Genomic DNA, 22816 nt, shown 5'->3' on the forward strand with positions numbered 1-22816 from the left:
GGCGAGCAAACCCCGGGCGGGGAGACCCCGGGTGGCGAGACTCCGGGTGAGGAGACCCCCGGTGGGGAGACCCCCGGTGGGGAGACCCCGGGTGGCGAGACGCCCGGCGAGCAGACCCCGGGCGGGGAGGGGCCAAGTCCGGCCGAGCCGGGTGAGGAGGTCACTCCCGGTGAGGCGACGCCCGGGCTGGCGGAGCCTGACGAGACCACGTCCGGGGAGTCGCTGGGGCAGGCGCCCCAGACTCCGGAGTACGGACTGGTCGGGGAGGAGCTCCCCTACACCGGTGTCGAGATCGGGTGGCTCGCGCAGACGTCGGCCGGGCTGCTGCTCGTGAGCTTCCTGATCATCGTCGCCGCGCGGCGCCGGTCCTCGGAGCGCTGAGAACGGGTCCGGGATCGGCTCAGGCTGATTCCCGGACCACGAGGGCGGGCTCGAAGATGACGGAGGTCGCCTGCCGCTCCGGCTCCTCGATGTGGGCCAGCAGCAGGCGCGCCATCTCGGCGGCCATGTCCTCCACGGGGTGGCGGATGGTGGTGAGCGGGGGACGGCAGGCCAGCGCCGCGCTGCTGTCGTCGAAGCCGACCACCGCCACGTCCTCGGGCACCCGGCGGCCGTGGTGGCGCAGCACCACGAGAGCGGCCTGCGCCATCACGTCGTTGGCGACGAAGACGCCGTCGATGTCGGGGTGCTCGGCCAGCAGACGCTCCATGGCCGCCTCGCCGCTGGGATAGGTGAAGCTGCCCTCCACCCACGGGATGTAGGGCTGGCCGTGCACCGCCATGGCGTCCCTGAAGCCCGCCAGCCGGTCCTGGCTGGCGGGCACGGCCATGGGGCCCGAGATGGTGGCGATCCGCTTGCAGCCCCGGGCCACCAGGTGGTCGGCGGCGAGCTTGGCGCCGGCCCGGTGCTGGACGTCGACGTAGCTGATCGGGAGCGGCTCGGGCGGCCTGGCGAAGAGTACGGCGGGCAGGCCCGCCTCGACCAGCAGCTTGGGGAGCGGGTCGTCGGCGTTGGTGGAGACGAGCACGGCCCCGTCGGCGTTGCCCTGACGCAGGTAGGCGAGCACCTGGGCGCGGGTCTCGGCGGTCTCGGCGAACATCAGGATCGGATGGACCCCGCGGGGGCGCAGGAATCCGACGATGCCCCCGGCCACGCGGCCGAAGAACGGGTCGGCGAAGACCTGGCCGGGGAAGGGGTCCTCCCCGCTCTCGTCGCCCGCGCCGGAGACCACCAGGGCGATCGCCCCGGTGCGGCGGGTGACGAGAGAGCGGGCCGCCTGGTTGGGGACGTAGCCGGTGGCGGCGATGGCCTTCCTGACCGTCTCCTGGATGGCGGGATCGACGTTGCGGATGCCGTTGATGACGCGGGAGACGGTGGCTCGGGAGACGCCCGCCGCCCGGGCCACGTCCTCCAGGGTGGGGGATGATCCCGATGACGGCGGGAGACCTTCGCTCATAGGGTTCTTTATAGCATAGTGGGAGAGCGCTCTCCAAGAAAACTCACGGCTCCACCAGCGCTTTCGCGCCGGCGACCGTGGTCGCCTCCAGCGGGAGGTCGGCGGGCGAACGGCCCGCCAGCACCGTGAAGGCGCCCTCCTCCAGGCACCATCCGCCCGCCTCGGCCGACCAGTGCCGGAACGCCCTGGGCCGGATGTCGACGGCGACCTCGACGGTCTCGCCGGGCTCCGCGACGGCCGCCGCGTAACCGGCCAGCCACCGGACCGGACGGGTCACGGCCGTCCCGGGTCGCGACAGGTAGACCTGCACGACCTCGCGCCCGGCGCGCCCGCCGGTGTTGCGCAGCCGTACCCGGACCGTGAGCGGGGCGTCCGGCGTGATCCGCCCGGGCACGGTGAGGTCCTCGTACGACCAGGACGTGTAGCCCAGCCCGTGCCCGAACCAGTACACCGGCGGCGTGGGCTCCCGCAGCCAGGCCCGGTAGCCGATGTCCAGACCCTCCCCGTAGGTGAGGACCCCGTCCTCGGGGACGGTGGAGAACAGCGAGCTCTCGCTCCAGGTGGTCGGCAGCCGGCCGCCGGGCTCGGCGACCCCGAACAGGACGTCGGCGAGCCCGTGCCCGGCCTCCTGCCCGGGGAACCAGCTCAGCAGTACGGCGGGCACCTCCTCGCGCCACGGCAGGGTCACCGGCCCGCCCGAGTTGACGATCACGACCGTGTCCGGGCAGGCGGCGGCCACCGCGCGGACGAGCTCGTTCTGGCGGCCCGGCAGCTCCAGGTTCTCGCGGTCGAAGCCCTCACTCTCGATCTCCTCCGTGGTGCCGACCACCACGACGGCCGCGTCGCAGGTGCGGGCGAGCTCGACCGCGGCGGCCAGCTCGTCCTGCGCGCTCTGCCGGAAGGGATCGGCGGCCAGGATCGAGGCGACCCCGGTGCCGGGGGCGAAGTGCCGCCGGGCGACGATCTCGACCTCCCGGCCCGCCTCCATCAGGATCCGGGCGCGCCGGTAGGGCGGGGTCAGGTGGACGACGGCGGGGTCGTCGGTGTCCAGCCCGACCTCCTCCTCGACCAGGACGCGGCCGTCGGCCTCCAGGCGGACGTTCCCCCATCCGGCGAAGGCCAGATCCCAGGGGCCGTCCGTGTCGGGGCGCAGGAGGGCGCGGAGCTCGACGGCGACGGCGGAGGGGGCCCACCCGGGTTCCGGCAGTCGCCCGCTCAGGCGGTGCTCGGCGTGGACCTCCTGGCCGGCGGCGTCCAGCAGCCGGACCAGGAGGCCGGGCTCACCGGTGCGCGGGTTGCGGGCGTTGCCGGTGCCCAGCGGGGTCGGCCGGGTGTCGATGCGAGCGCCGGGGGAGTGGACCACCTCCGCCGTCCCGGCCAGCGCCTCGCGGATGCCGTCGAGCGGCGACACGGTGGAGACGGGGTAGACGCCCGCGCTGCCGCCGCCCTGGATCCGGGCGGTGGCGGCGTTCGGGCCGATCACCGCGACCCGGCGCAGCCGTACGGGAGCCAGCGGGAGCAGCGGGCCCTCGTTGCGCAGGAGCACGGTGCTCGCGGAGACGGCCCGGCGCAGCAGCGCCCTGGCCGCGTCCGGATCCGCCGCGGGTGACGTGCGTGAATCGGCGCCGGTGGGGGTCAGGGCGCCGACGCGGGTGGCGAGTCTGAGCAGGCGGCGGATCTTGTCGTCGATCGCGGTCTCCGGGACCTCGCCGGAGCGCACCGCGGCGATCAGCGCCTCGCCCCACAGCGGGTTGGGCCCCGGCATGGCCAGGTCCTGGGCCGCGAGCGCGGCCGGGACGGTGGAGCGCACGGCCCCCCAGTCCGACACGACCACGCCGTCGAAGCCCCACTCGCTCTTGAGCGGGTCGGCGAGCAGCGGACTCTCCGACATGGTCGTCCCGTTCACCTTGTTGTAGGCGGACATCACCGCCCACACCCCCGCCTCCACCGCCGCCTCGAACGGAGCCAGGTACAGCTCGCGCAGCGTCCGCTCGTCGACCCGGGCGTCCAGGGTGAGCCGCTCGGTCTCGGAGTCGTTGGCGACGTAGTGCTTGGCGGTGGCCGCCACCCCGCCGGCCTGGACGCCGCGGATGTAGGCGGCGCCGATCCGGCCGGTCAGCAGCGGGTCCTCGGAGTAGCACTCGAAGTGGCGCCCGCCCAGCGGGGAGCGGTGCAGGTTGAGCGTCGGGGCGAGCACGATGTGGACGCCCTTGCGCCGCGCCTCGGAGGCGATCAGCCCGCCCAGCGACTCGACGAGCTCCTCGTCCCAGGTCGCGGCCACCGCGGTCGCGGAGGGCAGCGTCAGGGAGGTGCTGCGCTCGTCCCAGCCCGGCCCCCGCACGCCGACCGGGCCGTCGGAGGTGACCATGGCGCGCAGCCCGATGTCCGGTTCGTCCCGCAGGCGCCAGACGGTGACCCCGGACAGCAGCCCCACCTTCTGCTCCAGGCTCAGCTTCTCCACCAGATGGTCGAGGTCGTCGGTGGCCACGCGGTTTCCCTTCGCTGTTGGTTCCCCCCGATGGAGAGCGCTCTCCAATGAGCTCATAGCGTCACCGGTGGCGACGGGTGCTGTCAATGGCCGCGCGGGACGGCGTTCCGGAGGCGCTCTCCGTTACGGGGGGAGGCGCGGGAGGTTTCGGGCGGATGGCGGATCAAGCCTTGACAGTGCCCGATCTGTCAGGGCACGCTCTCACCACAGAGAGCGCTCTCTCCCTTCTCGTCGCCGTGTGCGTCGGGCACCCCCCTGCACCGAGGAGAGATCTTGCACTCAAACAGCAGTTCAGAGCCCTTTAGAGTCCACAACCGGATCCGATCGGCCTGGCCGTGGCGGCCACAAGCAGCCGGGCCGTCCTGCGTTGGGAGAGCGCTTCCGGAAAATGTCCGCGATCCGGGTCCCGCTCCGCGGATACCCGGCGGACCGTGTTCGGCGTCTGCGTGACCGTATGGCGTGTCGCGCTCGGGGTGGCACGCCGTACGGTCACGCCGGCCCTCTCTCCCACTGATCGTCAAGGACCCAAGGAGGGTTCCATGGGCACACGTCGTCCCCGGTTCCTCGGCCCCATGCTGGCCGCGGTCGCGCTGACCGTGAGCGTGGCCGCCTGCGGCAGCGGCGGCACGAGCGCGAGCGGACCGGCAGGCAGCGGTGCGCCGGCCGAGAAGATCAAGCTGACCGTCGCCCTGTTCAGCGACTTCCACTACGCGCCGCTGTACGAGGAGTTCAAGAAGACCCACCCCAACGTGGAGATCGTCGAGCGCCGCGCGCAGTTCAACGACCACCACACCAACCTCATCACGCAGCTGACCACCGGCGCGGGCGCCGCGGACATCGTGGCGGTCGAGGGCGGTTACGTCGGCGCGTTCACCCCCTCGCCGGAGAAGTTCCACAACCTCAAGGACTACGGCCTGGACAAGCGGCAGAGCGAGTACCTCGACTGGAAGTGGCAGCTGGGCGTCTCCAACGACGGCTCCTCGCTCATGGGCCTGGGCACCGACGTCGGCGGCCTGGCCATGTGCTACCGGCCCGACCTGTTCAAGAAGGCGGGGCTGCCCACCGACCGCGACGAGGTCTCCAAGCTCTGGCCCACCTGGGACCAGTACGTCGAGACGGGCAAGAAGTTCGTCGCGGCCAAGGTGGAGGGCGCCAAGTTCACCGACGGCCCGGGCGAGCACTTCCGCGCCATGGTCGAGCAGGCGCCGGTCGGCTACTACGACGACCAGTACAACATCATCGCCGGGACCAACCCCGAGGTGCGCAAGGCCTTCGACATGGGCGTCCGGATGATCAACGAGGGTCTGTCGGCCAAGCTCCCCGCCTTCACCCCGCCGTGGAACACCGGCATCGCCAAGGGCAGCTTCGCCACCATGGTCTGCCCGGCCTGGAAGACCGGAACGATCAAGGACCAGAACCCCGGTGAGGGCGCCTGGGACATCGCCGCGGTGCCCGGCGGCGGCGGCAACCAGGGCGGCACCCACCTGATGCTGCCCAAGCAGGGCAAGCACCCCAAGGAGGCGGCCGAGCTGATCGACCTGCTGACCAGCAAGGAGAGCCAGATCAAGCTCTTCAAGGAGGCCAGCGCGCTGCCCTCGCTGCCCGTCCTGTACGACGACCCCGCGGTGGCGGAGTTCGTCAACCCGTACTTCGGCAACGCGCCGATCGGCAAGATCTTCACCGACGCGGCCAAGGCGCTCAAGCCGCAGAAGGTCGGTCCGAAGGCCGGCGACATCCTGAAGGCGTTCGGCGACGGCCTTCAGCGGGTCGAGCAGGGCAAGCAGAACCCGGAGGAGGCCTGGGCCCAGGCGCTGAAGGACGTCGGCAGGATCAAGTGACGCTCCGGCGGACCGGCCCGCGCGGCCGGTCCGCGCCGTCCCCTTGCCCGCGACCGGCCGTCTCCCGCCCGGACGGGTCATCCCGTCCCGCGGCCGGCCGCGTCGTCCTCCGCTCACGGCCGGCCGTACCGCCCCGCGGCCGGCCGGTCCCGGTGAAGGCGGCCCGGGCCGCCGACTCCCTCCCGCTTCCTTCCTGCTCACGAGTCGCCGAAAGGAGCTGCCATGGCCACCCGCGCGCCGGACCGCCTGGCGGCGGTCCCACCGGGCAAACCGGTGCGACCCCGCCGCCGGGTACGCCGCCACCTGGTCCACCAGCTCGACGTCAAGGGCTCGCCGTACGCGTACGTGGCCCCGTTCTTCCTGCTCTTCTCCGCCTTCGGGCTGTTCCCGCTGGCCTACACCGCCTGGGTGAGCCTGCACGAGTGGGTGCTGCTCTCCGACGAGCAGACCTTCGTCGGCCTGGACAACTTCAGGACGCTGCTGGCCGACGACTACTTCTGGAACGCCACCTTCAACACCCTGTCCATCGGGGTGCTGTCCACCGTCCCGCAGCTGCTGCTGGCCATCTGGCTGGCGCACCTGCTCAACCGGCCGTTGCGGGCGCAGACCTTCTTCCGTGTCACCCTGCTGCTGCCCAACGTGACGAGCGTGGTCGCGGTGGTGGTGATCTTCAGCCAGCTGTTCGGCCGGGACTTCGGCATGATCAACTGGATGCTCTCCTGGTTCGGCGTCGGCGCCGTGCCGTGGAACGAGGGGGTGGCCAGCTCCCACGTCGCCATCTCCATCATGATCATGTGGCGGTGGACCGGCTACAACGCGCTGATCTTCCTGGCGGCCATGCAGGCCGTGCCGCGCGAGCTGTACGAGGCGGCCACCATCGACGGGGCCGGCGAGTTCACCCAACTGCGCAGGATCACGATCCCGATGATCAAGCCCACGATCGTCTTCGTCGTCATCACCTCGACGATCGGCGCCATGCAGGTGCTCGCCGAGCCGCTGCTCTTCGGCGTCTACACCCTCACCGGCGGTGTGGACCGGCAGTACCAGACGCTGGCGCTGTTCATCTACGAGAACTTCATCAAGCTGGACCTCGGCTACGCCTCGGCCATCTCCTGGATGATGTTCATCTTCATCGTCGTCATCGCCGGCATCAACTACCTGATCACCCGCCGGAGCAGGGGAGGACTGCTGTGACCGGCATGACCGCCAACCGGGCGAAGGCCCGTCCGGCCCGCCGGGGCGCCCCGGGCGCCCCCCGCCGGCTCATCTATCTCTCGCTGACGGCGGTGGCCTTCTTCTCGGCGATCCCGCTGTACTACAGCGTCGTGGTGGCCTCCCGGGACAACGCTGCGCTGGCGGAGGTCCCGCCCCCGCTGGTGCCCGGCGGGAACTTCTTCGCCAACGTGGCCCGGGTGTTCGACACCGTGCCCTTCGGGCTGGCGCTGGCCAACTCCGTCCTGGTCTCCGGGTCCATCGCGCTGTCGGTGATGTTCTTCTCCACGCTGGCCGGGTTCGCCTTCGCCAAGCTGCGCTTCCGCGGCCGCAACGCACTGCTGCTGCTCACCGTGGCGACCATGATGGTGCCGACCCAGCTGGGGATCATCCCGCTCTACATGCTGATGGTGAAGCTGGAGTGGACCGGCACGATGTACGCGCTGATCGTGCCCGCCATGGTCAGCGCGTTCGGCGTCTTCTTCATGACGCAGTACCTGTCCCGGGCGCTCCCGACCGAGCTGCTGGAGGCGGGCCGGGTGGACGGCTGCACCACGTGGGGGCTGTTCTGGCACGTGGTGGTCCCGGTCGCCCGCCCCGCGGCGGCCGTGCTCGGCATGCTCACCTTCATGTCGGCGTGGAACGACTACTTCTGGCCGCTGGTCGTGCTGACCCCGGAGAACCCCACGGTGCAGGTCGCGCTGTCCACGCTGGCCGCGGGGTACGTCAACGACTACGTGCTCGGCCTGACCGGAACCGCGCTGGGCACGTTGCCGCTGGTCATCGTGTTCGGCCTGCTCGGCAAGCAGATCATCGGGGGGATCATGCAGGGGGCGGTCAAGGGGTGAGCGTCACCGGGTCCGGGGCCGTGCGGCCCCGGACCCGGTCACACCCGCACGCGGCGGCGGCCCGGTTCTCGGATCGGGCCGCCGCCGCTGCCGTTTGCGCAGGTCACTTACCGTACGGCGGGCAGCCTGAGACGGAGAGCGCTCTCCAATGAGAGTGGCCCCAGGGGGCGGCAATGTCAAGATCCGGCCGGTCGCCGATATGAAACCGATCGTTCACGCCGCCGAAACGGCGGGGGAGCAACCCGGCGATCCGTCACCCGGCCGTCGGTGTTCCCGGCCTCCCGCCCAAGGGTGAGGCCGACCGGCCGATCTCGGTGAAACCCCAGTTCATAGGCCTCCAAGAAGCCGTGGCCGGAACGGGGAAGGCGTTTTCCCTCCTTGCCGCGGTCCGCGCCGACCGGCGCCGGCCCGCGACCGCTCCCGGAACGAGGCTTGACAGTGCTCGGTCCACGGGGGCACTCTCCCTCTTGGAGAGCGCTCTCCTTCACCGTCGTACGGCGGGCACCCCTATCGAGGAGAGACCGTGCATCCATCCCGAAGTCCCGGCCTGCGAACTCAGGCCCGGCCGGTCATCACGTCTCCCGCGGTGGTCACGGCCGCTCCGGGGGCGTCGGCCGCGTCCAGGCCGCAGGACCGCCGTCACAGGGCGGAGCGGACGAGAGCCCGTCGGTGACGCCCGCAGATCACTGAACTCCCCGTCCCGCGACCACGGTCACATCGAGGCCGCGGGACGTGCCGGATCCACCCCCCGACTCCCCGCCACGCCCGGAGTCGCAACCGACCGAAGGAACAACCGTGCGCATTCGAAAGCTCGCAACCACGGCCATGGCCGGGTTCCTGCTGCTGGCCGCCTCCGCCTGCGGCGGCGACGGCGGCAGCGGCGACGGCCCCGCCGCCCAGAGCGGCGCCCCCAAGACGCTCACCTACTGGGCGTCCAACCAGGGACCCAGCCTGGAGGCCGACCAGGAGATCCTCAAGCCCGAGCTCGACCGCTTCAAGAAGGAGACCGGGATCGAGGTGAAGGTCGAGGTCGTCCCGTGGGCCGACCTGCTCAACCGGATCCTCGCCGCCACCACCTCGGGCCAGGGCCCGGACGTGCTCAACATCGGCAACACCTGGTCGGCCTCGCTGCAGGCCACCGGCGCCTTCGTACCCTTCGACGACGCGCTGCTGGGCAAGCTCGGCGGCAAGGAGCGCTTCCTCGGCCCGAGCCTGGCCGCGACCGGGGCGCAGGGGCAGCCGCCCGCCGCCATCCCGATCTACGGCATGACCTACGGCCTGATGTACAACAAGAAGATGTTCGCCGACGCGGGCATCGACGGTCCGCCGAAGACCTGGGACGAGTTCATCGAGACCGGCAAGAAGCTCACCAAGGACGGCAAGTGGGGCCTGGCCGTGGAGGGCGCCAGCGTCACCGAGAACGCCCACCACGCCTTCATCTTCGGCCAGCAGCACGGCGCCGACCCGTTCGACGCCTCCGGCAAGCCGCAGTTCGACTCGGACAAGCAGGTCGCCGCGACCAAGCAGTTCCTGGACCTGATGGCGGTCCACAAGATCGTCAACCCGAGCAACGCGGAGTACGGCAACGGCACCCAGGCCGTGCAGGACTTCACCTCCGGCAAGGCCGGGATGCTGATGTGGCAGTCCATCGCCTCCTCGGCGAAGGCCGCGGGCATGGGCGAGGACGAGTACGGCGTCGCCCCCATCCCGCTGCCCGACCCCGCCCAGGGCGGCAAGCAGGTCAACGGCATGGTGGCCGGCATCAACCTGGCGATCTTCAAGAGCAGCAGGAACCAGGACGCCGCCGTGGAGTTCGCCAAGTTCATGACGAGCAAGCAGACGCAGCAGAACCTCAACAAGGCCTACGGCTCGCTGCCCACCGTCAACGACGCCTACGACGACCCGGCCTTCCAGACCGAGCACATCAAGGCCTTCCAGCAGATCCTCGCCACCACCGCGGCGCCCCTGCCCCAGGTGCCCGAGGAGAGCCAGTACGAGACGCTGGTCGGCACCGCGATGAACGAGCTGTTCGCCGACGTGGCCAGCGGCAAGCCGGTCAGCGAGGCGCAGATCAAGGCCAAGCTGACCGAGGCCAACGAGAAGATGCTGGCCGGCAGCTGACCCCTCCCGCCCCCCGAGGTGCCGGGCGGCGCGCCGCCCGGCACCTCCCCGCGGATCCCTTCACCGATCGAGAGGATGTCCATGGTCGCGTCCACCACGCCGCGCCCCGGCGCGCGGCGCGGAAGCGGGTCGCCGGAAGGCGGGCCCCCGCGGTCCGGAGGGAGGGGACCGGGCCGGGTCGCCGCCCTGATCCCGGTACGGCTGCGCCGCCTCGGCCTGCCATACCTGCTGATCCTCCCGGCGATCGTGCTGGAGCTCCTCATCCACGTGGTGCCGATGCTGGTCGGCATGTGGATGAGCTTCCTCAAGCTCACCCAGTTCTTCGTCCGCAACTGGTCGGCGGCGCCGAGCGCCGGTCTGGCCAACTACGAGATCGCGGTGGACTTCGACTCGGCGGTGGGCAGTTCCCTGCTGCGCTCCTTCGTCGTCACCGTCGCCTTCACCGTGCTGGCGGTCGGCCTGTGCTGGCTGCTGGGGACCGCCGCGGCGGTGCTGATGCAGGGGAGCTTCCGCGGGCGCGGGGTGCTGCGCACCCTGTTCCTGACCCCCTACGCGCTTCCCGCCTACGCCGGGGTGATCACCTGGAGCTTCATGTTCCAGCGCGACTCCGGCCTGGTCAACCACATCCTGGTCGAGCAGTCCGGCCTGCTGGACGAGCGCCCGTTCTGGCTCATCGGCGGCAACAGCTTCGTCGCCCTGCTGGTGACCTACGTCTGGCGGGTCTGGCCGTTCGCCTTCCTGGTGCTCATGGCCGGGGTGCAGAACATCTCCGACGACCTCTACGAGGCCTCGGCGATCGACGGGGCCGGCTGGTGGCGTCAGCTGCGCTCGATCACGCTGCCCATGCTGCGCCCGGTCAACCAGGTCGTGGTGCTCGTGCTGTTCCTGTGGACCTTCAACGACTTCAACACGCCCTACGTCCTGTTCGGCAAGTCGGCCCCCGAGGAGGCCGACCTGATCTCCATCCACATCTACCAGAGCTCCTTCGTCACCTGGAACTTCGGCTCGGGCTCGGCGATGTCCGTGCTGCTCCTGCTGTTCCTGCTGCTGGTGACCGCGGTGTACCTGGTGGCGACCTCGCGCAGGAGGACCCGTGCGTGAACCCCGATGGCTGCCCTGGGCGCGCTGGATCGTGCTCGGATCCCTCAGCCTGTTCACCCTCCTCCCGCTGTACGTGATGGCCACGACCTCCATCAAGCCGCTCGGGGACGTGCAGGGCGACTTCCACTGGATCCCCACCACGATCAGCCTGCAGCCCTTCGCCGACATCTGGCGGACGGTGCCGCTGGCCCACTACTTCGCCAACAGCCTGATCGTGGCCTCCATCGCCGCGGTGGCGTCGGTGACGATCGCGATCTTCGCCGCGTACGCGATCAGCCGCTACCGCTTCCCCGGACGGAAGGTCTTCTCCGTCACCGTGCTGTCCACCCAGATGTTCCCCGGCATCCTGTTCCTGCTCCCGCTGTTCATGATCTTCGTGAACCTCGGCAACACCATCGGCGTGGAGCTGTACGGCAGCCGCACCGGTCTGATCATCACCTATCTGACCTTCTCCCTGCCGTTCTCCATCTGGATGCTGGTCGGCTACTTCGACTCCATCCCCACCGCGCTGGACGAGGCCGCCCAGGTCGACGGGAGCGGGCCGGTCGGCGCCCTGCTCCGGGTGGTCATCCCGGCGGCGATGCCCGGCATCGTCGCGGTCACCATCTACGCCTTCATGACCGCGTGGGCCGAGGTGCTCTTCGCGTCGGTGATGACCGACGAGAGCACCCGCACCCTGGCCGTCGGGCTGCAGGGCTACTCCACCCAGAACGACGTGTACTGGAACCAGCTGATGGCCGCCTCGCTGGTGGTCAGCGTCCCGGTGGTGGCCGGCTTCCTGCTGCTGCAGCGCTATCTGGTCCAGGGCCTGACCGCGGGCGCGGTCAAGTGACCTGCGCGCCGTACGGCCCTCGGCGCTTCGGCATCTCAGCACCCAACCATCCCGTTCGCAAGGAGAACGCATACATGGACCCGCTGTCCGCCTTCGGCCCCGGCTTCACCTGGGGCGTGGCCACCTCGGCCTACCAGATCGAGGGCGCGGTCTCGGAGGACGGCAGGCTGCCCTCCATCTGGGACACCTTCTGCCGGGTCCCCGGCGCCGTCGACAACGGCGACACCGGTGAGGTGGCCTGCGACCACTATCACCGCTGGCCCGAGGACGTGGACCTGCTCGGCCGCCTCGGCGTGGACGCCTACCGCTTCTCGGTGGCCTGGCCCCGCGTGGTCCCGGAGGGCTCCGGCGCGGTCAACCCGCGCGGGCTGGCCTTCTACGACCGGCTGGTCGACGCCCTGCTGGAGGCGGGCATCCGTCCCTTCGTGACCCTCTACCACTGGGACCTGCCGCAGGCGCTGCAGGACCGCGGCGGCTGGCCGAGCCGGGAAACCGCTCTCCACTTCGCCGAGTACGCTGCCGTGGTCGCCGGGGCGCTGGGCGACCGGGTCACCGACTGGACCACCCTCAACGAGCCGCTGTGCTCCTCCTGGCTCGGCCACCTCGAGGGCAGGATGGCCCCGGGCTGGACCGACCTGACCGCGGCCGTGCGGGCCTCCTACCACCTGCACCTGGGCCACGGGCTGGCCGTGCAGGCGATCCGGGCCGCCGCGCGCAGCGCGCCCTCCATCGGGATCGTCAACAACCTCAGCCCCTGCGAGCCCGCCACCGGCAGCGACGAGGACCGCGCCGCCGCCCGGCGCCTCGACGGTCATGTCAACCGCTGGTGGCTCGACCCGATCGCCGGCCGCGGCTACCCCGAGGACATGATCGAGGTCTACGGCGTCGACCTGCCGATCCGGGAGGGCGACCTGGAGACGATCGCCGCGCCGCTGGACTACCACGGGCTGAACTACTACTTCCGGCAGGTCGTCGCCGACGACCCCGAGGGGCCCGCCCCCTACGCCCGCCAGGTCCCGGTGCCCGGTGCCACGACGACGGCGATGGGCTGGGAGGTGCACGCCGACGGGCTCGAGCAGCTGCTGGTGCGCCTGACCGAGGAGTACGGGGCGGAGAAGATCTTCGTCACCGAGAGCGGCTCCGCCTGGCACGACACGGTCGGGCCGGACGGCACGGTCGACGACCCCGAGCGCACCGCCCACCTGGAGGAGCACCTGGCGGCCTGCGCCCGCGCGGTACGGCGGGGCGCGCCGCTGGCCGGGTACTTCGCCTGGTCGCTCCTGGACAACTTCGAGTGGGCCTACGGATACGACAAGCGCTTCGGCCTGGTCCACGTCGACTACGCCACCCAGGCCCGCACCGTCAAGACCAGCGGCCGCCGGTACGCCGAGATGATCCGCGAGCACCGCGGGGCGCCGGTGGCCTGAGCCGCCCGGCACCCACTCCGGCGGGGCCCGTCCCAGGGGGACGGGCCCCGCCGTGTCGGTGAGCCCTGCACATCCGGGCCGGGGGGACGATTGATATCGTCTGTCCGAAGCGCGACGCGCAGCGAAGTCCGGTGCGAGCCCGGCGCTGTCCCGCAACTGTCATGGCCCTGAGGGGCCGAGCCAGGTCGACTGCCGCCGCGCCGACGTCGTCGACCCTCGTGGAAAAGGGTGATCCGTCGTGATTCCCACGGGTCCTCGGTTCCCGTAGATGAAAGGACCTTCCGTGAGGCCCGTACGTACCGCCTTCGCGGGCGCGCTCCTCGGTGCGCTGGCCCTGGCCGGATGCGGTCAGAGCTCCACCACCGCTCCGCAGGACGCCGCCTCCGCGTCGGTCTCCGCCTCCGCCTCGGCTTCGGCGGCCGAGGGGTTCCCCGTCACCGTGGAGGGGGGCAACGGCTCGGTCACCATCGACAGCAGGCCACAGCGGATCGTCTCCCTGTCGCCCACCGCCACCGAGACCCTGTTCGCCGTCGACGCCGGGGCCCAGGTCGTCGCGGTCGACGACCAGTCCAACCACCCGGCGGAGGCCCCCAAGACCGACCTGTCCGGCTTCAAGCCGAACGCCGAGGCGATCATCGCGCAGAAGCCCGACCTGGTCGTGCTGGCCAACGACGTCGACGGCATCGTGGCCAAGCTGCAGAAGGTGAACATCCCGGTGCTGCTGGAGCCGGCGGCCACCAAGCTCGACGAGGCCTACGACCAGGTCACCGACCTCGGCGCGGCCACCGGCAACAGCGCCAAGGCCCAGGAGGTCGTGGCCGGGATGAAGCAGAAGATCGACGAGGCCGTGGCCGCCGCGCCCAAGGACAAGAAGCTCACCTACTATCACGAGCTGGACACCACGCCCTACTCGGTGACCTCCACCACCTTCGTCGGTCAGGTCTACGCCCTGTTCGGCCTGACCAACATCGCGGACAAGGCCCCCGACCTCGCCGGCGGCTATCCCAAGCTCTCCGCCGAGTTCGTCGCCCAGGCCGATCCCGACCTCATCTTCCTGGCCGACACCAAGTGCTGCGGCCAGTCCCGCGACGTCATCGCCAAGCGTCCCGGCTGGTCCAAGCTCTCCGCCGTCGCGAACGACCGCGTCATCCCCCTCGACGACGACATCGCCTCCCGCTGGGGCCCCCGCATCGCGGACCTCGCCCAGCAGGTCGGCGACGCCGTCCAGAAGGCCGCGTCCGAATAAGTGACCGATCCATCCCGCCCTCCCTCCGGCGTCTCGGTACGGCGGGCGGCCGGGTTGCGGTTGCCGGCCCTGCTCGTGGCGGTGGGCGTGCTGCTGGCGAGCATGGTGGCCGGGGTGCTGGCCGGGGCGGCGGACATCGCGCCGGGGAAGGTGGTCCTGCAACTGCTCGACTGGCTGCCCCTCGTCTCCGCCGACTCCGGCCTCGCCCCCGTCGAGCGGGGGCTGCTGCTGGAGCTGCGGCTGCCCCGGGTCGTGCTCGGGGCGATCGTCGGCGGCCTGCTGGCCATCGCCGGGGCCGCCTACCAGGGGGTGTTCCGCAACCCGCTGGCCGACCCCTACCTGCTCGGCGCCGCCGCCGGGGCCGGGCTCACCACCACCGTCGTCATCGTGCTGCTCAAGGGCGACACCGAGTCCCTGTCCGTCCCCGCCGCCGCCTTCGCCGGGGCCGTGGGCGGCGTCCTGCTCGCCTACGCCCTGGGCAACGTCGCCGGCCGGGGCGGCGGGACCGCCACGCTGGTGCTCGCCGGGGTCGCGGTGACCTCCTTCCTCACCGCGGTGCAGACGTTCGTCCAGCAGCTCGGGGTCGAGGACCTCCAGCGCATCTACAGCTGGATCCTCGGCACCGTCGACGGCGGCTGGAGCCGGATCACGCTGGTCATCCCCTACGCCGTGGTCTCGGTGGCGGCCCTGCTGCTGCACGGGCGGTTGCTCGACGTGCTGTCGGTCGGCGACGACGAGGCCGTCAGTCTCGGCCTGCACGCCGCCCGCGTCCGGCTCGTGGTCCTGCTGGCCGCCTCCCTGGCCACCGCCGCGGCCGTCGCGGTCAGCGGGTTGATCGGCTTCGTCGGCATCGTCGTCCCGCACGTGGTCCGCCGTCTGGCCGGGGGCTCCTACCGCGTCGTGCTCCCGCTGTCGTTGCTGGGCGGGGCGGCCTTCCTGGTCATCGGCGACGTGCTCGCCCGCACCGTGCTCGCCCCGGCGGAGCTGCCCATCGGGGTGGTCACCGCGTTCGTCGGCGCCCCGTTCTTCGTCGCCGTCCTGCGGGTGACGAAGCGGGTGGAGACATGAGCCGCACGGCGGTCGCGGAGTGACTCCATGAGCGACATCAGAGCGCACGACCTCTCGGTCGTCCTGGACTCGCGGACCGTGCTGTCCGGCGTCGGCATGCAGGTGCGCGGCGGCGACTGGCTCGCCGTGATCGGGGCCAACGGCGCGGGCAAGTCCACGCTGCTCAAAGCGGTGGCCGGGGTGCTGCCGTACTCAGGCGAGGTGCTCATCGACGGCACGTCCGTCCGGCGGCTCAGGCCCCGCGAGCGGGCCCGGCTGCTCGCCTACGCCCCCCAGGCCCCGGCGCTGCCGGCCGACATGACCGTGTTCGACTACGCCCTGCTCGGCCGCACGCCGTACATCCCCTATCTGGGCCGCGAGAGCCGCCACGACCGCGAGGTGACGGCGTCGGTGCTGGAGCGGCTGGACCTGGGGCCGTTCGCCTCCCGCAGGCTCGGCCGCCTGTCGGGCGGCGAGCGCCAGCGGGTCGTGCTGGCCAGGGCGCTGGTCCAGCAGGCCCCCGTCCTGCTGCTGGACGAGCCCACCACCGCCCTCGACCTGGGGCACCAGCAGCAGGTCCTGGAACTGGTCGACCGGCTCCGGCTGGCCGACGGGCTGACCGTGGTCACGACCCTGCACGACCTGAGCGTGGCCGGGCAGTACGCCGACTCGATGATGCTGGTCTCCGGGGGCCGGGTGGCCGCCTCCGGCACCCCGGTGGAGGTCCTGACCGGGAAACTGATCGACGAGCACTTCGGCGCCCGCGTCCGGATCGCGACCGGCCCGGACGGCAGACCCGAAGTCCACCTGGAGCGCCCATGAGCCTGATCCCCCCGGCGGACGCGGGCAGGCCCGAGCCACCACTGCCCGATCCCGCGGTGCTCCGGCTCGACCCCGCGGCGGACGCCGGCAGGCCCGGCCGTCTGGTGCTGGGCCACCGCAGGGAGGACGGCGTACGGCTGGCCTCGCTGCTGTGGGAGCTCGGCCCCGGCTGGCGGGCGATCTCCTCGGCCATGCTCGGCGGCGGCATCGGCCCGGCGGAGTGGGTGCTCAACGCGCAGGTGCCCGGGGCCTACGCGCGGATGGACCCGGTGGACCACCTGCGGGAGATGGCCCCGCCCGGACCCGGCGTCGGCATGCTCACCGCCGCCTCGGTCGGCCGCTTCACCCGCGCGGCCGACGGAGGAGCGCACGCCGTGACCACCGTCGGCCTGCGCGTGCCCACCTGGGCCGCCGCCCCCGAGGGCGTGCCCGACCCCGAACTGGCGCCCCCGCACCTGCCGGGCACGATCAACATCATCGCCGCCGTCCCGGTCGCGATGAGCGACGCCGCCCTGGTCAACGCCGTGATGACGGTGACCGAGGCCAAGACCCAGGCGCTGGTGGAGGAGGGCTTCCCCTGCACCGGCACCGCCTCCGACGCGGTCTGCGTGCTGGCCCGCGCCGACGGCCCCGAGGAGCTCTTCGGAGGCCCCCGCTCCACCTGGGGCGCCCGCCTCGCCCGCGCCGTCCACCGCGCCGTACGGCAGGGCGCCCGGGACTGGGCGAGGCGTGATGATTCGAATACGTGAAGTGAGGGGACCGCGGGAGGCGGCATGTGCGCGAGGGCGGGGTTCCCCGGGGTGGGCGGGTGACGTTGATGGCAACCACGGAGCCGACGGCAGACCCGGTGGCAGACCCGGTGGCGGAGCCGGAGGCCGAGCGGACGGTTCTCCGGGGGAGACCGCCGAGGCCAACGAGCTGATGTTCAAGCCGGGGGACATCCTGCCGGCGGTCGAGGTGGTCGGGCCCGCCACCCGGACCCGCGACCGGCGCATGAAGAGGTCCGCCTACGCCGCCGCGCCTGAGCGTCCCGTCGTTTCGGGCGATGACGCCTTAGCCGCGTGAAGCGGCGCCTCGTGCCGTACGGCGGGGCGCCCGGGACCGGGCGGGTCAGGACTCCTCCCGGGCGGCGCGGCGGGCGCGGTAGGCGGCCATCTTGGCGCGGGCGCCGCAGCCGTCCATCGAGCACCAGCGGCGGTGACCGGACCGGCTGGTGTCCAGGAACAGCCGGGTGCACGGGTGCAGGTCGCATTCGCGCACGCGTCCGGCCAGCGGGCCGCCGAGCAGGTCCACGGCGTCGCGGGCGATCGCGGCCAGCAGCGTCTGCGCGCTCGCCTCGCCCGGGACCCGCCGCAGCCGGGAGGCGGGGCCGATCTCCAGGCGGTCCGCCGGCGCGGGCCGGGCGGCCCAGTCGTTCACGACGGCCAGCGGCCCCGGCGGGATCTCCCGCTCCAGGCGGCAGACGGTGAACAGCTCGTACATCGCCTCCCTGAGGACGCGGGCCTGACGCAGCTCGGACTCGCCCGCCTCCGGGGCGGAGGAGTCCGGGGCGGTCAGGCCCGCCTCGGCGAACCAGCGGACCAGGTCGGCGGGGGTCTCCAGCCGTTCGACGGGCCCGCTCCGCCGTCTGCCCACGGTGGCGATGAAGTCCAGGCAGTGCCGCCCACTGTGGAACCGGAAGGTGCTCACCCTGTTGAAGTTACCGGATAAACCGGTAACCTGCTCCTCATGACAGTGAATGATCTTGCAGCTCGCGTCCTCGACGGGCAGCGCCGTCTGGAGGACCTGATCGCCGGCCTCACCGACGAGGACGTCCGGGCGCCCTCGGCGCTGCCGGACTGGTCACGCGGCCACGTGATCACCCATCTGGAGCAGAACACCGCGGCCTTCACCCGCCAGACCGAGTACGCCCGGCGCGGCGAGTTGATCGACGTCTACGACGGCGGGGCCGCCGGCCGGGCCGCCGCCATCGAGCGCGGGGCCGGCCGCGGGGCGGAGGAACTCCGTACCGCCCTCGCCGAGGCGCACGCCGCCCTCGCGCAGGCCTGGACGCGGGTCGGCGAGGACGACTGGAGGCGGCCCGTCCGCTACCGTGACGCCACTCTCCTCGACACCGTCTACGCCCGCTGGCGCGAGGTCGAGATCCACATGGCCGACCTGGACCTGGGCTACCGGCCGTCGGACTGGCCGCTCGACTTCTGCGACCACATCGTGGACTTCCTGGGCGTCCGCGTCCCCGAGGGGACGCACCTGACGCTGGTCGCCGACGACGCCGGCCGCCGGTGGAGCATCGGCAGCGGTGAGCCCGTCGTCCTGCGCGGGAACGCGGGCGACCTGACCGCCTGGCTGGCCGGGCGGGCCCCCGGCAAGCCGATCACCGCCGAGACCGGCACCCTGCCCGAGCTCGGCCCCTGGCCGTGACGATCCCGGCGGTCGTGACGCGCGGTCCCCGGCTGTGCCCGGCTCCCGGCCGCGGTCACCGCGTGACCGTTCCGTCCTCCCGGACGGTGACGCCGTAGTCGCGTGCCGCGCCTTCGGGGGTGACCTTCCCGGCGCGCAGGTCGGCCGCCACCTCCTCCGGCGGGCGGCCGTACGGCGAGCCGATGCCCCCGCCGCCCGTGGTCTCGACCACGAACGCCTCCCCGGCGCGGAACAGCGCGTTGTTGACCTTGGAGTCGAGCCGTTCCAGCGTGCCGTCCGCGCGCCGGCGGTGGAAGCCGCCGAGCCGGCCGGCCAGACCGCCGGAGCGGCCGGGCGGGGCGTTGCGCAGGCGGTCGCCGCGGGTGGTGACGTGCGCGTCGGCCAGGAAGCGGATCACCGTGCGGGAGCCGAGGCCGCCGCGGTGGCGGCCGGGGCCGCCGGAGTCCGGGATGGTCTCCACCGACTCCACGACCAGCGGGCAGCGGGTCTCGACCGGCTCGGCCTGCGGGACCGAGTTGCGCCCGATGCCGAAGTGCACGCCCGTCGCGTCCGGCCCGTCCTTGCCGTGCCGGGCCCCGACCCCGCCGAAGTCGTAGGACAGGTGGATCCAGTACGGCGCGCGCACCGCCGCGATGGAGAACGGCTGCAGGATGCCGCTGGCGGCGATGGCGCGCTCGGGAACCGCGTCCGACAGCGCCTGGAAGATCGCCTCCATCGCCGCGTAGATCGGTACGAACCGGCCGCCGCACGGGTAGGGGGAGCGGGCGTCGAGCAGCGAGCCCGGCGGGAGCCGTACCTCGATCGCCCGCAGGCAGCCGTCGTTCATCGCGATCGTCGGGTCGAGGAAGCAGCGGACCGCGAAGACCGCGGCGGCCAGCGACTGCGAGGCCGAGGAGTTGATCGCCGCCGGGACCTGCGGGTCGGTCCCGGTGAAGTCCACGATCACCCGTCCCCGCCCGGCCGCCGGGGTCTCCGGGCTCCGGGGCGTCCCGGGGACCCCCTCCTCCCGTTCCACGGTGACCGCCACCCGCACCGTGTGGGAACGCGTTGTGTCGATCCCGTCGTCGTCGATCGGGTACGACGAGGTGTGGCGGCCCGGCGGCAGCCCGGACAGGGCCATGCGGGTCCTGGCCTCGGTGTAGTCGAGGTAGTCGTCGACGCCCCGGGCGAGCCCGGCGGGGCCGTACTCGGCGATCATCGCCTCGACCCGGGCGGCGGCGACGGCGGTGCCCGCGATGAGGGCGCGCACGTCGCCCATGACCTTGTCCGGGGTCCGGCTGTTGGCCCGCAGGATCGCCTCGATCGCCGGCTCGACGCCGTCGGCGGTGGCCAGGCGGACCGGCGGGAGCTGCAGGCCCTCCAGGAAGATGTCGGTGGCCAGCGGCGCCATGCCGCCCGCCGACAGGCCGCCCAGGTCGGAGACGTGGATCATCGTGGCGGTGAAGTAGGCGGGGGAGCCGCCGACGAAGACCGGCCGGTAGACCAGCAGGTCGTTGGTGTGCACGCCGCCCCGGTAGGCGTCGTTGAGCGCGAACACCTCACCGGGGCGCATGGTCGCGGCGGGGATGTCCTTCAGCAGCTCCGGCAGGGCGGCCTTCAGGGCCATGCTGTTCATGAGGGTGGTGGCCATCGACTGGGCGACCAGACGGCCCCCGGCGTCGAGGATGGCGGCCGAGGCGTCCGACCCCTCGACGATGAACGTCGAGTAGGCCGACCGGACGACGACGATGCTGGCCTCCTCCGCGGCCACCACCAGCGCGTTGCGCAGCACCTCGGCGGTCAGCACGTCACTCATGCGATCCTCCCTCGTCGGTCTTCGTGAGGACCACCGCCACGTCCCCGGCGAGCACCGCCCTCCACCCGGGCGGCACCACGATCGTCGACTCCGCGTCCTCCACGATCGCCGGGCCGTCCGTCTCCCGCAGCGACGCCCGGGTGAACACCGGCACCCGCACATACCCCCCGGCCTCGGCGAAGTACGCCGCCCGCCGCGCCGGGCCCGGGGCGCCGTCCCCCGGCGCCGGGGCGGTGGGGGACGGCGGCTCCGTACGGCGGGCGGCGGGGAGGGTGACGCGGACGCGGTAGCCGACGACTTCGACGAGGCCGCGCTGGGCGATGCCGTAGACCTGCTCGTAGCGGGCGGAGAAACGCCCGGCCAGCTCGGCCGGGGAGTCCGTCCAGGCGACGGTGAGGTCGTGGGCCTGGCCGGTGAAGCGGACGTCGGCCGAGCGCTCGATCCGCACGCCGGGGGCGCCGGGCCGTACGCCCAGATCGGCCGCCGCGGCCTCGGACAGTTCGGCGAAGACCCGTTCGGGGTCGGCGTCCAGGGCCGAGCGCACGCGGTCGACGGACAGCTCCCCGGCCAGCAGCCCGGCGGCCGAGGCGACGCCGCAGCGGGCGGGGACGACGACGGTGGAGATGCCGAAGCGGGCGGCCACCCGGGCGGCGTGCATCGGCCCCGCGCCGCCGAAGGCGACCATCACGAAGCCGCGGGGGTCGATGCCGCGCTGGACGGTCACCACGTGCACGGCCGAGCCCATCGAGGCGTTGGCGATCTCGTGCACGGCGTGCGCGGCCTCGGCCCTGGACACCCCCAGCGGCCCGGCCAGGCGCAGGTCGATCGCCTTGTCCGCCAGGTCCCGGGAGAGCCGGATGGTGCCGCCGGCGAAGGAGGCGGGGTCGAGGTAGCCCAGTACCAGATCGGCGTCCGTCACGGTCGGCTCCTCGCCGCCGAGGCCGTAGCAGGCCGGGCCGGGCGCCGAGCCCGCCGAGCGCGGCCCGACCCGCAGGGCGCCGGCCGCGTCCACCCAGGCGATGCTGCCCCCGCCGGCCCCGACCTCGGCGAGGTCGATGGCCGGGGTCTTGACCGGCACGCCCGTCCCGGCCCGGCGCCCGCCGAAGCTGCCCTTGCCGCCGACGTGGAACTCGTGGGTGATCTCCGGCCTGCCGTTCCTGATCACGCAGGCCTTGGCCGTCGTGCCGCCCATGTCGAAGGAGATCGCGTCGCGGTGGCCGGTCGCGGCGGCGGCCAGCACCCCGGCCGCGGGTCCGGACTCGATCGTCGCCACGGCCCGCCGCGCGGCCAGCTCGACCGGCATCACGCCACCGCCCGACTCCATCACGTGCACCGGCGCGGTGATCCCGATCCCGGCCAGCCGGGCGGCCAGCCGCCGCAGGTAGCCCTCCATCACCGGGCCCACGTAGGCCGACATGATGGTCGTCGTCGCCCGTTCGTACTCACGCAGCTCCGGCCAGACCTCCGAGGAGACCACCACCGCCGGGACCGTCTCCCGCAGGATCCGCGCGACCCGCAGCTCGTGGGACGGGTTGGCGTAGGAGTGCAGCAGGCAGACGGCGGCGGAGGTGATGCCCCGCCGGGCGATCTCCGCACCGACGCGGGCCACCGCGTCCTCGTCCAGCGGTGTCAGCACCGCCCCGGAGGCGCCGATCCGCTCGGGCACCTCGAAGCAGTCCTCGGCCGCGACCGGCGGCGGGGGAGGGTCGAAGCGCAGGTCGTAGCGGTCCTCCTCGACCCGGGCGTAGCGGCCCAGCGGGATCGCCGAGCGGAATCCCCGGGTCGTGACGTAGGCGACCCGCACGCCCCTGCGCTCCAGCACGGCGTTGGTGGCCAGGGTGGTGGCGTGCACGACCCGGGTCACCAGCGAGGGGTCGGTACGGCCCAGCGCCGCGGTCACGCCCGTGAGGACCCCCTCGGCCGGGTCGTCGTGGGTGCTCAGGCACTTGGCGACGGAGATCCCGCCCCCCGGCCCGCTGAGGACCACGTCCGTGAACGTCCCGCCGACGTCGACTCCGATCGCGTACCCCACGAGCCCTCCTCGTCCGACGGCTCACGGGCGCCCCACGGCCCCGTCTCGGCCGTCCACGGATCGCAGGGTATTTCCCTAGCAAGCGCTTGTCTATTTCGCCTTCTCTTGACTTCAGGCGATAGGTTGCGAC

General features: G+C 72.5%; 18 protein-coding genes. 13 read left to right on the forward strand and 5 right to left on the reverse strand.

The genetic code is table 11. The annotated features are described in order from the left end of the window. On the forward strand, window positions 1–381 hold a 381-nt coding region (locus tag Psi01_RS25360), incomplete at its 5' end, for an LPXTG cell wall anchor domain-containing protein (RefSeq protein WP_204066606.1). Window positions 382–400: 19 nt separating this feature from the next. On the opposite strand, the gene Psi01_RS25365 is transcribed toward Psi01_RS25360, so the two are convergent. After that, entirely contained in the window at window positions 401–1456 is a 1056-nt protein-coding gene (locus tag Psi01_RS25365) for a LacI family DNA-binding transcriptional regulator (protein WP_204066607.1), read from the reverse strand. A 43-nt stretch (window positions 1457–1499) separates the two neighbouring features. Continuing rightward, window positions 1500–3944 carry a glycoside hydrolase family 3 C-terminal domain-containing protein gene (locus Psi01_RS25370; RefSeq protein ID WP_204066608.1) on the reverse strand — a complete coding sequence of 815 codons (2445 nt, stop codon included), beginning with the start codon at window positions 3942–3944 and terminating at the stop codon, window positions 1500–1502. Window positions 3945–4483: 539 nt separating this feature from the next. On the opposite strand from Psi01_RS25370, the gene Psi01_RS25375 reads away from it, so the two are divergent. The 11 genes from Psi01_RS25375 (at window position 4484) to Psi01_RS25425 (ending at window position 17187) form a co-directional block, all read left to right on the forward strand. Beyond that, window positions 4484–5782 carry an ABC transporter substrate-binding protein gene (locus tag Psi01_RS25375; protein ID WP_204066609.1) on the forward strand — a complete coding sequence of 433 codons (1299 nt, stop codon included), beginning with the start codon at window positions 4484–4486 and terminating at the stop codon, window positions 5780–5782. A 222-nt stretch (window positions 5783–6004) separates the two neighbouring features. Continuing rightward, window positions 6005–6976: a carbohydrate ABC transporter permease gene (locus Psi01_RS25380; protein WP_204066610.1), complete on the forward strand. Its 972-nt coding sequence runs from the start codon at window positions 6005–6007 to the stop codon at window positions 6974–6976. A gap of 5 nt (window positions 6977–6981) precedes the next feature. Further along, window positions 6982–7842 carry a carbohydrate ABC transporter permease gene (locus Psi01_RS25385; RefSeq protein WP_204066633.1) on the forward strand — a complete coding sequence of 287 codons (861 nt, stop codon included), beginning with the start codon at window positions 6982–6984 and terminating at the stop codon, window positions 7840–7842. 795 nt (window positions 7843–8637) lie between these two features. Next, complete coding sequence (locus tag Psi01_RS25390; protein WP_204066611.1) at window positions 8638–9963, forward strand: sugar ABC transporter substrate-binding protein; 1326 nt, start codon at window positions 8638–8640, stop codon at window positions 9961–9963. A gap of 81 nt (window positions 9964–10044) precedes the next feature. Beyond that, a complete protein-coding gene (locus Psi01_RS25395; protein WP_204066612.1) occupies window positions 10045–11064 on the forward strand; it encodes a carbohydrate ABC transporter permease in 1020 nt (339 codons plus the stop codon). Then, window positions 11057–11896, forward strand: coding sequence for a carbohydrate ABC transporter permease (locus tag Psi01_RS25400; RefSeq protein ID WP_239128013.1), 840 nt, complete (start codon window positions 11057–11059; stop codon window positions 11894–11896). The genes Psi01_RS25395 and Psi01_RS25400 overlap by 8 nt, the downstream gene beginning before the upstream one ends. A gap of 74 nt (window positions 11897–11970) precedes the next feature. Next, on the forward strand, window positions 11971–13323 hold the full coding sequence (locus tag Psi01_RS25405; protein ID WP_204066613.1) for a GH1 family beta-glucosidase: 1353 nt from the start codon (window positions 11971–11973) through the stop codon (window positions 13321–13323). A gap of 283 nt (window positions 13324–13606) precedes the next feature. Next, window positions 13607–14569, forward strand: a complete 963-nt coding sequence (locus Psi01_RS25410; protein ID WP_204066614.1) for an ABC transporter substrate-binding protein — start codon at window positions 13607–13609, stop codon at window positions 14567–14569. 102 nt (window positions 14570–14671) lie between these two features. Beyond that, window positions 14672–15637: a FecCD family ABC transporter permease gene (locus Psi01_RS25415; protein WP_204066635.1), complete on the forward strand. Its 966-nt coding sequence runs from the start codon at window positions 14672–14674 to the stop codon at window positions 15635–15637. 27 nt (window positions 15638–15664) lie between these two features. Then, window positions 15665–16438, forward strand: coding sequence for an ABC transporter ATP-binding protein (locus tag Psi01_RS25420; RefSeq protein ID WP_204066615.1), 774 nt, complete (start codon window positions 15665–15667; stop codon window positions 16436–16438). Beyond that, window positions 16435–17187: an adenosylcobinamide amidohydrolase gene (locus Psi01_RS25425; protein WP_204066616.1), complete on the forward strand. Its 753-nt coding sequence runs from the start codon at window positions 16435–16437 to the stop codon at window positions 17185–17187. Before Psi01_RS25420 ends, Psi01_RS25425 begins: the two co-directional genes overlap by 4 nt. Window positions 17188–17548: 361 nt before the next feature. On the opposite strand, the gene Psi01_RS25430 is transcribed toward Psi01_RS25425, so the two are convergent. Beyond that, window positions 17549–18127 carry a CGNR zinc finger domain-containing protein gene (locus Psi01_RS25430; RefSeq protein WP_204066617.1) on the reverse strand — a complete coding sequence of 193 codons (579 nt, stop codon included), beginning with the start codon at window positions 18125–18127 and terminating at the stop codon, window positions 17549–17551. 39 nt (window positions 18128–18166) lie between these two features. Between Psi01_RS25430 and Psi01_RS25435 the strand changes: the two genes are divergently transcribed. After that, the gene (locus tag Psi01_RS25435) at window positions 18167–18859 is read left to right on the forward strand and encodes a maleylpyruvate isomerase family mycothiol-dependent enzyme (protein ID WP_204066618.1); all 693 of its coding nucleotides are present in this window, start codon (window positions 18167–18169) and stop codon (window positions 18857–18859) included. Between the two features lie 55 nt (window positions 18860–18914). Here the strand turns inward: Psi01_RS25435 and Psi01_RS25440 are convergent, their stop codons facing one another. After that, window positions 18915–20654, reverse strand: coding sequence for a hydantoinase B/oxoprolinase family protein (locus Psi01_RS25440; protein ID WP_204066619.1), 1740 nt, complete (start codon window positions 20652–20654; stop codon window positions 18915–18917). Further along, a complete protein-coding gene (locus Psi01_RS25445; RefSeq protein ID WP_204066620.1) occupies window positions 20647–22686 on the reverse strand; it encodes a hydantoinase/oxoprolinase family protein in 2040 nt (679 codons plus the stop codon). Before Psi01_RS25445 ends, Psi01_RS25440 begins: the two co-directional genes overlap by 8 nt. Window positions 22687–22816: the final 130 nt, after the last annotated feature.

Source organism: Paraplanobispora siamensis, from assembly GCF_016863175.1.
Lineage (GTDB): Bacteria > Actinomycetota > Actinomycetes > Streptosporangiales > Streptosporangiaceae > Planobispora > Planobispora siamensis.